Origin of the sequence: Pseudomonas sp. VI4.1, from assembly GCF_002029345.1 — a bacterium.
GTDB lineage: Bacteria > Pseudomonadota > Gammaproteobacteria > Pseudomonadales > Pseudomonadaceae > Aquipseudomonas.
This window is the reverse complement of the sequence record NZ_MULM01000152.1, coordinates 31126-43691: the sequence shown is the minus strand read 5'-3', so window position 1 is coordinate 43691 and position 12566 is coordinate 31126. Positions and strand designations below refer to the sequence as shown.

Annotated in this window: 13 protein-coding genes and 4 tRNA genes; 11 read left to right on the top strand and 6 right to left on the bottom strand. The window is 58.5% G+C overall.

The features are described from left to right. Nucleotides 1-55: 55 nt before the first annotated feature. Nucleotides 56-976, bottom strand: coding sequence for a recombination-associated protein RdgC (gene rdgC / locus BZ163_RS15290; protein WP_128871600.1), 921 nt, complete (start codon nt 974-976; stop codon nt 56-58). A gap of 161 nt (nt 977-1137) precedes the next feature. Here rdgC and BZ163_RS15285 point away from each other — a divergent pair. The 10 genes from BZ163_RS15285 to BZ163_RS15240 all read left to right on the top strand — a co-directional run bounded on the left by BZ163_RS15285 (nt 1138) and on the right by BZ163_RS15240 (nt 5535). Then, nucleotides 1138-1213, top strand: a tRNA-Val gene (locus BZ163_RS15285). Nucleotides 1214-1232: 19 nt separating this feature from the next. After that, nucleotides 1233-1309: transfer RNA gene (locus BZ163_RS15280), tRNA-Asp, on the top strand. Nucleotides 1310-1497: 188 nt separating this feature from the next. Beyond that, nucleotides 1498-1573, top strand: a tRNA-Val gene (locus BZ163_RS15275). Nucleotides 1574-1588: 15 nt separating this feature from the next. Continuing rightward, a tRNA-Asp gene (locus BZ163_RS15270) sits at nt 1589-1665 on the top strand. A 365-nt stretch (nt 1666-2030) separates the two neighbouring features. Further along, the gene (locus tag BZ163_RS15265) at nt 2031-2747 is read left to right on the top strand and encodes an FKBP-type peptidyl-prolyl cis-trans isomerase (RefSeq protein ID WP_128871599.1); all 717 of its coding nucleotides are present in this window, start codon (nt 2031-2033) and stop codon (nt 2745-2747) included. A 293-nt stretch (nt 2748-3040) separates the two neighbouring features. Further along, a complete protein-coding gene (locus BZ163_RS15260) occupies nt 3041-3496 on the top strand; it encodes a YkvA family protein (RefSeq protein WP_128871598.1) in 456 nt (151 codons plus the stop codon). A 113-nt stretch (nt 3497-3609) separates the two neighbouring features. Then, nucleotides 3610-3951, top strand: coding sequence for a helix-turn-helix domain-containing protein (locus BZ163_RS15255; RefSeq protein ID WP_128871597.1), 342 nt, complete (start codon nt 3610-3612; stop codon nt 3949-3951). Then, nucleotides 3948-4319 (top strand): hypothetical protein, encoded by a 372-nt coding sequence (locus tag BZ163_RS15250; RefSeq protein WP_003223109.1) that lies wholly within the window; start codon nt 3948-3950, stop codon nt 4317-4319. Before BZ163_RS15255 ends, BZ163_RS15250 begins: the two co-directional genes overlap by 4 nt. Further along, nucleotides 4320-4727: a sel1 repeat family protein gene (locus tag BZ163_RS15245; protein WP_128871596.1), complete on the top strand. Its 408-nt coding sequence runs from the start codon at nt 4320-4322 to the stop codon at nt 4725-4727. It begins immediately after the preceding gene. A gap of 481 nt (nt 4728-5208) precedes the next feature. Continuing rightward, the gene (locus tag BZ163_RS15240; RefSeq protein WP_128871595.1) at nt 5209-5535 is read left to right on the top strand and encodes a hypothetical protein; all 327 of its coding nucleotides are present in this window, start codon (nt 5209-5211) and stop codon (nt 5533-5535) included. A 357-nt stretch (nt 5536-5892) separates the two neighbouring features. On the opposite strand, the gene BZ163_RS15235 is transcribed toward BZ163_RS15240, so the two are convergent. Further along, on the bottom strand, nt 5893-7974 hold the full coding sequence (locus BZ163_RS15235) for a carboxy terminal-processing peptidase (protein ID WP_168187369.1): 2082 nt from the start codon (nt 7972-7974) through the stop codon (nt 5893-5895). 138 nt (nt 7975-8112) lie between these two features. Here BZ163_RS15235 and BZ163_RS15230 point away from each other — a divergent pair, with 138 nt between their 5' ends. Further along, nucleotides 8113-9075 carry a zinc-binding dehydrogenase gene (locus tag BZ163_RS15230; protein ID WP_128871593.1) on the top strand — a complete coding sequence of 321 codons (963 nt, stop codon included), beginning with the start codon at nt 8113-8115 and terminating at the stop codon, nt 9073-9075. 120 nt (nt 9076-9195) lie between these two features. Here the strand turns inward: BZ163_RS15230 and BZ163_RS15225 are convergent, their stop codons facing one another. The 4 genes from BZ163_RS15225 to BZ163_RS15210 form a co-directional block, all read right to left on the bottom strand. Next, complete coding sequence (locus tag BZ163_RS15225; RefSeq protein WP_128871592.1) at nt 9196-9849, bottom strand: HAD family phosphatase; 654 nt, start codon at nt 9847-9849, stop codon at nt 9196-9198. A gap of 107 nt (nt 9850-9956) precedes the next feature. After that, complete coding sequence (locus BZ163_RS15220) at nt 9957-10946, bottom strand: ABC transporter ATP-binding protein (protein ID WP_128871591.1); 990 nt, start codon at nt 10944-10946, stop codon at nt 9957-9959. Further along, on the bottom strand, nt 10943-11743 hold the full coding sequence (locus BZ163_RS15215; RefSeq protein WP_128871590.1) for an ABC transporter permease: 801 nt from the start codon (nt 11741-11743) through the stop codon (nt 10943-10945). The genes BZ163_RS15220 and BZ163_RS15215 overlap by 4 nt, the downstream gene beginning before the upstream one ends. After that, nucleotides 11730-12566 (bottom strand): ABC transporter permease subunit, encoded by an 837-nt coding sequence (locus tag BZ163_RS15210; protein ID WP_168187370.1) that lies wholly within the window; start codon nt 12564-12566, stop codon nt 11730-11732. Before BZ163_RS15210 ends, BZ163_RS15215 begins: the two co-directional genes overlap by 14 nt.

The window sequence follows — 12566 nt, the reverse complement described above, 5'->3', positions numbered from 1 at the left end:
ACTTGAGGGCCTCTTCGCTGGCAAGCCAGCTCCTACATGGGGTGCCGCGTTGCCTTTAGATCCCCTGCGGAGTCTCTTCCCCGCCCAGCGCTTCAACCAGCGCCGGCAGGAAGTCGCCGAAGGTCAGCATCATCAGGGTGAAGCTGGCATCCAGTTGGCCCAGGGCTTCTTCGCCACCGTCCTGTTCCGCCTGGTCTTGCAGCAGGTCTTCGAACTTCAGGCGCTTGACCACCATCTTGTCGTCGAGGACGAACGACAGCTTGTCTTGCCAGGCCAGGGACAACTGAGTGACCACTTTGCCAGTGCTCAGGTGCAGCTGGATTTCGTCGCTGGTCAGGTCCTGGCGCTTGCAACGGACGATGCCACCGTCTTCATGGGTATCACGCAGTTCACACTCGTCCAGCACGAAGAAGTCGTCCGCGGCTTTCTGGGTGGTGACCCACTCCGTCATGGTTGCCGTCGGGGACATCTTCACGGTCAGTGGGCGCACCGGCAGCGTACCGATCACTTCACGCAGGGTGGACAGCAGGTCTTCGGCACGTTTCGGGCTGGCCGAGTTGACCAGGATCAGGCCCTGTTTCGGCGCGATGGCGGCAAAGGTCGACGAACGACGAATAAAGGCGCGCGGCAGGAAGGCCTGGATGATTTCATCCTTGATCTGGTCGCGTTCCTTCTTGTAGACCTTGCGCATTTGCTCGGCTTCGATCTCTTCGACCTTTTCCTTTACCGCGTCGCGCACGACGCTGCCTGGCAGAATGCGTTCTTCCTTGCGGGCGCTGATCAGCAGGAAGTCACCGCTGACGTGCACCAGCGGTGCATCTTCGCCCTTGCCGAACGGCGCGACGAAACCGTAGGTGGTCAACTCCTGGCTTGCACATGGACGCGCCAGTTTGGTGGCTAGTGCAGCTTCCAACGCCTCGGCATCAACAGGCAGATCTTGGGTCAGGCGATAGAGAAGCAGGTTTTTGAACCACATGGGGTGAGTCTCTCCTTATATACAAAGGGGGGCATTATTCTCTTCGCGGCGCCATAGGCCAACCCTTAGCTAAGCCTTTGGAAGGCCTGCAAAAATTATTTAAAAAAGTGCTTGCCAGAGGTGGGGGTGCTCCGTAGAATGCGCGCCACACCGAACGTGAAGGGTGATTAGCTCAGCTGGGAGAGCGTCTGCCTTACAAGCAGAATGTCGGCGGTTCGATCCCGTCATCACCCACCATTCGCATTCAGTGTTACGCGCAGCGGTAGTTCAGTCGGTTAGAATACCGGCCTGTCACGCCGGGGGTCGCGGGTTCGAGTCCCGTCCGCTGCGCCATATTCGGTAACCTGGAACGCTGAACGCCAGGTCACCACGGAAAAGCCCGCTCACGCGGGTTTTTTTCTGCCTGAAGTTCCTGCAGGATGCATCGTTTCACGGGTTTTCAGATTTTTTTGAATTATTTATCAATTAAATCAACACTTTATGAAAAACCGTGGCATAATGTGCCCCGCAACGAAGGTAAAGGGTGATTAGCTCAGCTGGGAGAGCGTCTGCCTTACAAGCAGAATGTCGGCGGTTCGATCCCGTCATCACCCACCACTTTCAACGCTACGCGCAGCGGTAGTTCAGTCGGTTAGAATACCGGCCTGTCACGCCGGGGGTCGCGGGTTCGAGTCCCGTCCGCTGCGCCATATTCGGTGATCTGGAATGCTGAACGCCAGGTCACCACACGGAAAGCCCGCCTAGTGCGGGCTTTTTGCTGTCTGGAGATTGGCTTTTGCGCTTTTCCCCCTGTAGGAGCGAGCTTGCTCGCGATGGTCTCAAGGGCGGCGCGTTGATTCAGGAAAAACGCGTTATCGTTAACGTTCTTCGCGAGCAAGCTCGCTCCTACGGGCGAAGATGACAGACTCTTCATCCTCCGATTCCAGAAATGCGTTGAAACACCTGAACTTATCAGTCATTTCCTGCTCTCATGCCGGTAGCCATTGGTCGTGGCCGCCTGATAAGCTCGCGGCTTTATTCGATTGCCCTTTAGGCGCATGAACAAGGAAATAGCATGAAACAGCATCGGTTGGCGGCGGCGGTGGCCCTGGTTGGCCTGGTACTAGCGGGTTGTGATTCGCAGACCAGCGTAGAGCTCAAAACCCCGGCGCAAAAAGCTTCCTACGGGATTGGCCTGAACATGGGCAAGAGCCTGGCTCAGGAAGGCATGGATGATCTGGACTCCAAAGCCGTTGCCCAGGGCATCGAAGATGCCGTTGGCAAGAAAGAACAGAAGCTGAAAGACGAAGAGCTGGTCGAAGCCTTCGCAGCACTGCAAAAGCGTGCTGAAGAACGTATGGCCAAGATGAGCGAAGAGTCGGCAACCGCCGGCAAGAAATTCCTCGAAGACAACGCCAAGAAAGCGGGTGTCACCACCACGGCTTCGGGCCTGCAGTACGAAGTGGTCAAGAAAGCCGATGGCGCACAGCCGAAGGCGACTGATGTCGTGACTGTCCACTACACCGGTACCCTGACCAACGGCACCGTTTTCGACAGCTCCGTCGAGCGCGGCAGCCCGATCGATCTGCCGGTCAGCGGTGTGATCCCGGGCTGGGTCGAAGGCTTGCAACTGATGCACGTTGGCGAGAAGTACAAACTGTACATTCCTAGCGAGCTGGCCTACGGCGCCCAGAGCCCGAGCCCGGCGATTCCAGCCAACTCGGTGCTGGTATTCGACCTGGAACTGCTGGCGATCAAGGATCCGGCAAAACAGGACGACGCTGCCAAGTAATCGGCGTCTGCTTTTACAACAACGCCTCGCTTATGCGGGGCGTTGTTGCATCTGGCGCTCAGCAAGGGTAAACAAAGCGAACGGATGCTGAACGCTGGAGTCATAGCCATTGAGGACGCCCGTGCTATCCGCGCCAGAGCGCCAAGTCAATGAAATATTGGGTTTTTTTATGTGAGTAAAAAACGCCCGATCTGAGCTCAGCCCTTATGAAACGGGGCCTTCAGACGCGAAATGCAGCTCTGTTCACAAGGTTATCCACAATTTGTGTGGATAACATTTCAGTGGGAGGAATCATGAAAGCACCCTGGAGTTTCGCTCGTTTTCTGCCACTTGCCGGACGACTGCTCGCGCGTGGACGTTTGCCGACCTTGCTGTTCGCGGTTGCCAGCAAAGGTGCCAGCCAGGGCAACCGGCTGGGCAAGCTCAAAGATGACCTGCGCCTGTTGCAGGCGCTGTGCCTGGCCTATTGGCGAGGTGAGTACCGTGCCATCAGCCCGAAAGCGCTGATATCGGTGGTCGCAGGCTTGATGTACTTCCTCAGCCCGGTGGATGCGATCCCGGATTTCATCCCGATGTTCGGCATGCTCGATGACATCGCCGTGCTAGCCTGGCTGATGAAAGTCCTCGACGACGAACTCAACGCCTTCCGCGCCTGGCGCAAACGCCAGTTGCCGGAGAAGCTCGCCATTGTCGAGCGCCTGCCCGATACCCCGGAGCAACTCAGGCTGCAGCACCCGAAAAAACACTGAACCCCTTCAGGACGTCCTTATATTCAAACCCCTCGCGACCTTGGCCGCTGTTAGGATTACACTTCTAGGGAAAAGTGCCGACTCGCTAAGTGTCGTTGTCCTACGGGGAAGTCATGGATATTCAGATAATCACACGCGAAGGCGAGCCCGAGTATGCGGTTCTGCCGTGGGCTCAGTATCAGGCTCTACTGAAAGCAGCGGGCATCAACCAGCAACCGCCGCGAGTCGCCCCGGAGCGACAGGCGGCATCACCCGACCCGGTTCTTCCGGGGCTGGATCAACTACGCAGTTTGCGCGAAGGGAAGGGCATCGCCATTGAGGCGCTGGCCCGCACGGTAGGCATCAGCCCGTCTTATCTGGCCTTGATCGAAAGTGGCGAGCGTCAACCCGACGCTGCGATTCGCCGCAGCCTGGCCTGGGAATTGACGGTGCCAGGGTGGAGGGATGAATCGTGAGCGTACGCATCAGTCGTCAACATTGGGATGGATTACTCGGCGAGCTGGATCAGGCCCGTCGTCAGCGGCACCTTCTGACTTATCGCGCATTGCTGGAGCGTCTGCAGCTGCCGACGCCGGCCATGCAAACCCTGACCGCTGCCCTTGAGCATCTGGCCGCGCTGGACGCCAAGGCCGAACAGCCCTTGCGCAGTTCGCTGGTGATCAGCCAGGGCGCCAGTCGCCTGCCGCGCACCGGCTTCTTCGAATGTGTCGAACGCCTGGGGCGTTTTTCCGGGCCCTCCGATGGTGTTGCTGCGGCCTCCTGGCATGCCTCGGAAGTGGTGCGAGTGTTCGAGTACGAATACCCCGAGTCGGCGGAAGCCTGAGTGTTCCTTCGACTCAAGGCGCGGGCCGGCTATTGGCTGGCGCGCCGCTTGTTTCACTGGTCATGGTTCGTCCGCCAACCCCGTGGCTGGAGCTGGCTCGAGGGCCAGTTCGCACGCATGGCCAACCTGGGTGACGTTGGCGCCCAGAGCTTCTATGGGCACATCCTGACCTTTCGCGGCGTTGGCCTTGGGGCACGTGAGGAAGGCGTGCGCTTGCTGCGCCTGGCGGCGCTGGCGGGGGATGGCAAGGCGGCGTACCAGGTGGGCGTGATCAGCCTGGCGGGGACAGCGAGCAAGGCGCCGGATCCGGTTGAGGCGGCGCGGTTCTGGGAGATGGCTGCCAAGGCGGGGCATCCGTTGGCCGAGATCAAGCTTAAAGCGTTGGCGTCTCGCGGTTGTGCCGATTAACCACCTGCGTATCTGGCAAACATACGTTGCGTAAGGGATGCCTTCCGCAACGATTGCGTTTATGGCCGCTCATTTTTATGGTGGCGAATTAAAGAATTGCCCTACATCAATATCATCTTTTTCTGACTTCTTTTCTGATTGATTCCCCTCAATGTCTTGCGCACCAATTCCGGACAGGCTCATCGGAGATTTCCTTCAAGTCGTAGCGATTTGCATGAACTGGTGCGGAGCTAAGTCCATCGATAGTCTTTGGTGGTCACTGCAAACTCAGTGACAGGGCGTGGAAGCCCTTCTATCGTTAGGCGCACAGCGCCACCAGTTCGGCGTTTTTTATCGTCTGTGTTTTATGGTGGCTGTGCGCGGGGCGCTTTCGAGTGCGCCGGGTGCCTAACGTCCCGGTCTTCCACACCTGCGTACAGCCGCCACCTATCGCGTGGAAGTGATTTCTGGCGGCTCCATTCCATACGTTAGGAATCATACGATGACAGCAATTACACCGGATCCACCCTACGAAAAATCAACTCCCCACCCCGAAAACCGCTTCATGGCGCTCACCAGTAACTGCGACGACATGCCCACGTTGTTCGTCGATACCCGCGCGCCACTTGATGTTTTGTATGACGCGGCCAACTACCGAATCCGTGCGGTAACCCAAGTGCTGGAGAACCTGTCAATGCGCGGTTCTATCGAGTGTGAATCCTTCATCCTCAGCGACTTTGCCTTGCTCTGTGCCATTCCATTACGCGATGGGTGTGATGTGCTGGATGTGGTTGGAAGGCGATTGCGGGCTCAGTTAGCGACGGATTAGCCTCAGAAGTTTCAGGTGTCTGATCTATTGTCTTCGCGGGCAAGCCACGCTCCCACAAGTTTGGAGTCGTTTGTAGATTTTGTGATCGACACAAAACCTGTGGGAGCGGCGGTGCGGCTTTCCGACTTGCCCGCGAAGGCGTCCGTTCATTCAACGCTACCCCATCAGCAATGATAGGTTGGAACAATCGGTGCAAACCACTTTGAGTCCGTATTGAACTCAAGGATTCAGCTATTCGGTTGTGGTCATGGCGATCTCTGGCAATAAAAAAAGGACCGGGTGCAAATTGCACTCGGTCCTTTCTTCACGACTTGATGAAGACGCTCCGGGGAGCGTCAGCATTAAGTTGCCATCATCTCAGTGCTTGGCCACTGCCGTGTTGAGCTTCAGGTAATCCAGCAGAATCCGCCCAGTCTCGCTCAGGTAGGCATCGTCTTCCGGCTTGGTCTTGTCCGGCTCGGCTGCGATCAGGTCTTCATCTTCTTTCTTCAGCTCTTTGAGCGGCTCTTCGCCCTTGGCCTTGCGACGCAGATTCTCCATCGCCAGTTGCTTGGCTTCGATATCGGCGTGCTGGGCACGACGGTCGGCTTCATTGAGGCTGACGGTTTTTTCCGCCATCAGTTTCTGTGCCAGGGCCAGCTTGTCGCGGATGAACACAAACTCCGCGTCCTTGGCCGTGCGCACGTCATGCTCGGACTGGAGCTGGCTGATGTACGGTTTGAACGGGTCGAGCGCAGGCTTGATTGCCGCTCGGATCGTGTCCCACGGCATGGCTTCCGGCAGGGCGCTTTCGCCGATTTCCTTGGTGTCGATGATCGACGGGTAGTCGATGTCCGGCAGTACGCCCTGATGCTGGGTGCTCTGGCCGGATACCCGGTAGAACTTGGCCAGGGTCAGTTTCAGTTCGCCATGGTTCAGCGGCTGAATGGTCTGCACGGTGCCTTTGCCGAAGGTCTGGCCGCCGATGATCAACGCGCGGTGGTAGTCCTGCATGGCACCGGCAAAAATCTCCGAAGCCGAGGCCGACAGCCGGTTGACCAGCAGCGCCATCGGGCCTTTGTAGAACGCGCCCGGATTTTCATCTTCAAGTACGTCGACCCGGCCATCGGCATTACGCACAAGCACGGTCGGCCCTTTGTCGATGAACAGGCTGGTCAGCTCGGTGGCTTCCTGCAGGGAACCGCCGCCATTGTTGCGCAGGTCGATGACCACGCCGTCGACTTTGTCTTTCTGCAACTCGGTCAGCAGTTTCTTGACGTCGCGAGTGGTGCTCTTGTAGTCCGGATCACCGGCACGGAAAGCCTTGAAGTCGAGGTAGAAGGCCGGGATCTCGATGACGCCGAGCTTGTAGTCCTTGCCATCCTGCTTGAGATTGAGGACCGACTTCTTCACTGCCTGGTCTTCAAGCTTCACCGCTTCGCGGGTGATCGGGACAATCTTGGTGGTCTGGTCGTTCGGCGCATTGCTGGCCGGGATCACTTCCAGGCGCACCACGGTGCCTTTCGGACCACGGATCAGCTTGACCACTTCGTCCAGGCGCCAGCCGACCACGTCGACCATTTCCTTGTTGCCCTGGGCAACACCAATGATCTTGTCCGCCGGAGCAACCATTTTGGTCTTGTCGGCCGGGCCTGCCGGCACCAGGCGCACGACTTTCACCTGGTCGTTATCGCTCTGCAACACGGCGCCGATGCCCTCGAGGGACAGGCTCATGTTGATGTCGAAGTTCTCCGCGTTATCCGGCGACAGATAGTTGGTGTGCGGGTCGTAGGACATGGCGAAGGTATTGATGTACGCCTGGAAGATGTCTTCGGCACGGGTCTGGTCCAGGCGCGCCAACTGGTTCTTGTAGCGCTTGGTCAGGGTTTCCTGGATCTGCTTGGAGTCCTTGCCGGCGATCTTCATCCGCAGGACTTCATCCTTGACGCGTTTGCGCCACAGTTCGTCGAGGTCCGCGGTGGATTTGAGCCAAGGGGCATCCTTGCGATCGATCAGCAAGGTTTCCTTGGTGGTGAAATCGATCTTGTCGACGCCTTTGTTCAACTCGACCAGGGCAAAGTCCAGACGCGCCTTGACGCGGTCCAGGTAGCGCTTGTAGATGGTGAACCCGGCGTTAAGGTCGCCGCTTTTCAGGAAGTCGTCGAACTGGGTTTTCCACTTGTCGAACTCGGCAATGTCGCTGGCGATGAAATAGCTGCGCGACGGATCCAGCAGCTTGAGGTAGCTGTCATAGATGATGACCGAGCGCGCATCATCGAGCGGCGGCTTGCTGTAGTGGTGGCGCTTGAGCAATTCGACGACGTTCAGACTGGCGATCACTTCGTCACGGTCAGGCTGAAGCTTGTCCCAGCTATTGGCTGCGAATGTATTGCTCGACATCGGCATCAGGCCGATACCGATAAACAGGGCTAGGGCGGTGCTGGGGAACAAATGCTTCATGCTGATTCGACGCGGGGACAATTGATAACGCATATTAGGCCGTCTTTGAAGTCGCCGGTTCCGTAAAGGCCGGTCGCATAATGCAAAAAGCCCGGCGCTACAGCTACGGGCTCAGTCCAGACTCACTATGGAGGCACTGTGAAAGCATTGCAAGGCGTGGAAGGTCGAGTGGAGTGGGTGGAAGAGCCCAGTCCTACGTGTGATGTAGGACAAGTCCGTATCCGAGTGGCGGCAGCGGGTCTCAATCGCGCCGATTTGTTGCAGAAAGCGGGTCTTTACCCACCACCGCCGGGAGCCAGTCAGGTGCTGGGTCTTGAGTGTTCGGGGGTCATCGGCGAGGTCGGTCCGGGCTCCTCCTGGCAGGTCGGTGATCGGGTCTGCGCCTTGCTGGCCGGGGGCGGGATGGCCGAAGAGGTGGTTGTCGACGGACGGCATGTATTGCCGGTTCCCGACGGAATGTCACTGGCCGAGGCGGCAGCGCTACCCGAAGTGTACGCGACCGTTTGGCTGAATTTGTTTCAATTGGCTGCGCTCAAACCCGGTGAGAAAGTTCTTCTGCACGCCGGGGCGAGTGGGATCGGTTCAGCGGCCATCCAGCTGTGCAAGGCGTTTGGCAACCCGTGCTGGGTCAGCGTCGGTTCCGCCGAGCGCCTGGCTTACTGCGAAGCGCTGGGCGCGCAGGGCGGCGTGGTGCGTAACGGCGATCTGGACAGCTTGAGGGATCTGGGGCCGTTCGACGTGATCCTGGATCCGGTCGGGGGCAACTACGCCGAGCTGAATCTGAAGGTATCGGCCCTGGATGGCCGTTGGGTATTGATTGGGCTGATGGGGGGGCGGGAGGCCAAGCTGGATCTGGCGCAGGTATTGGGCAAGCGCGTGCAATTATTGGGTTCGACCCTGCGCAGTCGCGACGATCAGTTCAAAGCGGACTTGTTCATTGATCTGAGCCAGCAGGTCTGGCCGTTGTTTGCCGAAGGGCGTTTGAGTGCGCAGTTGGCCAGGACATTTGCGATCAAGGATGCCGAAGCGGCGTTCGCGGAGCTGGCTACCAATAAGGTGGCGGGGAAGTTGGTGTTGGTGATCGACGAAAGCCTCACCTGAGGCGCTGCATTTGAACCTGTGGGAGCGGGCTTGTCTCGCGACGAGCGGCGTCTCAGTCAACATATTCGTTGAATGTTAGTCCGTTTTCGCGAGCAAGCCCGCTCCCACAGGGGGGCGCGGTCACTTCCATGTATGGATCGGCCAGCCGGCTTTTTCGGCGTGTTCGAGCAACACCGGATCCGGATTCACCACGTGTGGGAAGTCCACCTTTAACAGCAGCGGCAGATCGTTGCGTGAGTCCGAGTAGAAACTCGCGCCTTCCAGGTTTTCCTCCTCGGCATCCAGCCATTCCAGCAAACGCGTGATCTTGCCTTCGCGGTAGGTCAGGGTGCCGAGGGTCTTGCCGCTATATACCCCGTGCGTCACTTCCAGCTCGATGGCGAGTATTTCGTCGATACCCAGTCGTTCGGCAATGGGCCCGACCAGGTGCGTACCTGAAGCGGAGATCACCAGAATCCGGTCGCCGGCCTTGCGGTGGGCGGCAATGGCCTTGGTGGCGTCGCTGAAGATGATCGGCTCGATGAAGTCTTCCACCCAGGGCCCCACCAGGTGTTCGACCTCTTGCGGCGCGCGCCCGATCATCGGCTCCAGGCTGAAGGTCATGTATTCCTCCATGTGCAGCTTGCCGTGGCTGTAGGCGTCCATCAGTTCATTATTGCGACGCATGAACGATTCGGGATCGACCCAGCCCAGGCGGCCCATTTGCTCGCTCCAGAGGGTGGCGCAGTCGCCATGGATCAGGGTTTCGTCCAGATCAAAAATTGCCAGGGCCATTAGTGCGGTTCTCTCCGGGAACAGCTTCAAGCGATAAGCTTCAAGCTGCAAGAAGTGGATTTAGGGTCAGCAGTCTACAACTTGAAGCTTGAAGCTTGCAGCTGCTTTCAAGCCACCTCACACAGGGCCGTCGGATCGATGGATAGCGCCAGGCGCTGACCATCGGGATGCAGGTCGGCCGCCGAGCGATTCAGCACATCCACCACCAACTCCACGCCCCGGGCTTCGATACGGTAGCGAATCACATTGCCCAACAGGCTGTGGCTGCGGACCTGCGCGTCGAGTTCGCCATTGAGGCTCAGCTCGATGGCTTCTGGTCGAATCGCGATGCGGTGGGTAATGGGTCGCTGCAACAATTTTGTGGCGCTGTCGGCGTCCAGCAGGTTGTAGTTGCCGATGAAGCCGGCGGCAAAGACATCGACGGGCGCCGTGTAAAGCGTCTCGGCATCGCCGCTCTGTACGATCTTTCCCTGATTCATCAGGAAAATGCGGTCGGACATGGTCAGCGCTTCCTCCTGATCGTGTGTGACGAAGATGGTGGTCAGGCCGAGTTCGCGCTGGATCTGACGGATCTGTTCGCGCAGGTGCTTGCGAATTCGCGCATCGAGGGCCGACAGCGGTTCGTCGAGCAGCAACAAGCGTGGACGGGTCACCAGAGAGCGGGCCAGGGCGACTCGCTGGCATTGGCCACCGGACAGCTGATGCGGATAGCGGGCGGCAAATTCGTTCAGCTCCACCAGTTTCAGCACTTCGGCGACGCGCTTCTGGCTGTCGTCGGCGTTGACCTTCTGCATGCGCAGACCGAAGGCGACGTTCTGTTGCACCGTCATGTTGGGGAACAGTGCGTAGCTCTGGAACACCATGCCTATCCCGCGTTTCTGCGGGCTCAGCGGAACGAGGTCGTGATCATCGAGCAGGATCTTGCCGCCGTCCACCGGGGTCAGCCCGGCGATGCAGCGCAGCAGCGTGGACTTGCCGCAACCGGACGGACCGAGGAGGGTGACGAATTCACCCTTGCTGATTTCACAGTTGATGTCGCTGAATACCGTGGTGCCCAAATAGCTCTTTTGAAGGTGTTGGACGCTGACGTAGCTCATTCACTTTTGTCCTTGTTCAAGATATTGGCCGCCCAGGTCAGAACCAGCACAAAGAAGAAGTAGGAAATTACCAGCGCACTGGTGAAGTGGCCGCTGCTGTTGCGCATGTTGTTGAGGTAGACCTGCAGGGTTTCGTAGCGGGTGCCGACGAGGATGTTGGCAAACACGAACTCGCCGAACAGGAACGAGAACGACAGCAGCAACGCCACCATCAAGCCCTTGCGCAGGTTTGGCAGCACCACCAGGAACGCCGCTTGAAAGGTACTGGCCCCGAGCAGTTGGGCGGCGTCCATCAGGTCACGCAGGTTGATCGCCTGCAGGTTGTTGGTGATTGCCCGGTACATGAACGGCAGCGCCACGGTGAAATAGCAACCGATCAGGATCCACGGCGTCCCGACCATCGCCAACGGTCCCGAACCGTAGAGCTGCAACAGGCCCACCGATGACACCACCGGCGGCACCGCAAAAGGCAACAGGATCAGGATGTTCATCAGCGCATCGAGTTTCGGGAAGTGGTAATGCACCACAAACAGCAAGGGCAGAATCAGCACCACCGACAGAATCAATGCACCCACACACACCAGCAACGATTGTCCGAAGGCATGAAGAAAGCGTGGGTCGCTCCACAGTTGCACGTACCACTTGAAGGTAAAGCCGCTGGGCAAAATGGTGGCCGACCAGCTGCTGGAGATCGAGTAGATCAGCGTCCCGAGCAGTGGCAGCAACAGAACGGCGAACAGCAGGTACACCACCACCCGGTGGTAGATACCGGCAGCGCCCGGTTCAGCGCGAGACATGGTAGCTCCTCTTCAACAGCAGCTGATGCACGATGGTCACCAGGGTCATCAACGCCACCAGCACTACGGCCAGGGCGCTGGCCAGGTTCGGATCCAGGGAAATATCACCGGAAACCATGGCTGCGATGCGGATCGTCAGCACGTTGAAGTTGCCGGTGGTCAGCGCGTAGACCGTGGCGTAGGCGCCAAGGGCGTTGGCCAGCAGGATCACGAAAGTGCCCAGCAGCGCCGGTGTCAGCACGGGCAAGCCGATGTGCCGCCAGTACTGCCAGCCGTTGGCGCCGAGCAATTCGGCGGACTCACGCCAGTCTTCGCGCAAGGCGTCGAAAGCCGGGTAGAGCAGCAAGACGCCGAGCGGAATCTGGAAGTAGGTGTAGAGAATGATCAGCCCGGTTTTCGAGTACAGGTTGAAATCCTGAATGATCCCGGCCTGCTTGAGCATGAGGGTGAAGCTGCCGTTGAAACCCAGCAGGATGATGAACGCGAAAGCCAGGGGGACGCCGGAAAAGTTGCTGGTCATGTTGGCGAAGGCGTTGACGAAATTACGCAGTTTCGAGTCGACGCGGCGCAGGGAGTAGGCACCGAGTATGGCGATGATGATCCCGAACACGCTGGACCAGAAACTGATCTCCAGGCTGTACTGGATCGCCTGCAGATAGAACTTCGAGTTGAGGATTTTGCTGAAGTTGGCCAGGCCCCAGCCGAACTCTTCCGATTCCAGGCTATTGATCATGACCCACGCCAGCGGGGCGATCTGGAACACGATGAAGAACAGCATGAAAGGCACCAGGCACAGGACCGCCAGCCATTTGCCACGCGTCAT

Bases quoted from the DNA above. Each gene is read 5' to 3' on its own strand.
- BZ163_RS15235 (WP_168187369.1), bottom strand. From the start codon at position 7,974: ATGAAGCATTTGTTCCCCAGCACCGCCCTAGCCCTGTTTATCGGTATC.
- BZ163_RS15215 (WP_128871590.1), bottom strand. From the start codon at position 11,743: ATGTCTCGCGCTGAACCGGGCGCTGCCGGTATCTACCACCGGGTGGTG.
- BZ163_RS15260 (WP_128871598.1), top strand. From the start codon at position 3,041: ATGAAAGCACCCTGGAGTTTCGCTCGTTTTCTGCCACTTGCCGGACGA.
- BZ163_RS15240 (WP_128871595.1), top strand. From the start codon at position 5,209: ATGACAGCAATTACACCGGATCCACCCTACGAAAAATCAACTCCCCAC.
- BZ163_RS15225 (WP_128871592.1), bottom strand. From the start codon at position 9,849: ATGGCCCTGGCAATTTTTGATCTGGACGAAACCCTGATCCATGGCGAC.
- BZ163_RS15255 (WP_128871597.1), top strand. From the start codon at position 3,610: ATGGATATTCAGATAATCACACGCGAAGGCGAGCCCGAGTATGCGGTT.
- BZ163_RS15220 (WP_128871591.1), bottom strand. From the start codon at position 10,946: ATGAGCTACGTCAGCGTCCAACACCTTCAAAAGAGCTATTTGGGCACC.
- BZ163_RS15210 (WP_168187370.1), bottom strand. From the start codon at position 12,566: ATGACGCGTGGCAAATGGCTGGCGGTCCTGTGCCTGGTGCCTTTCATG.
- BZ163_RS15265 (WP_128871599.1), top strand. From the start codon at position 2,031: ATGAAACAGCATCGGTTGGCGGCGGCGGTGGCCCTGGTTGGCCTGGTA.
- rdgC (WP_128871600.1), bottom strand. From the start codon at position 976: ATGTGGTTCAAAAACCTGCTTCTCTATCGCCTGACCCAAGATCTGCCT.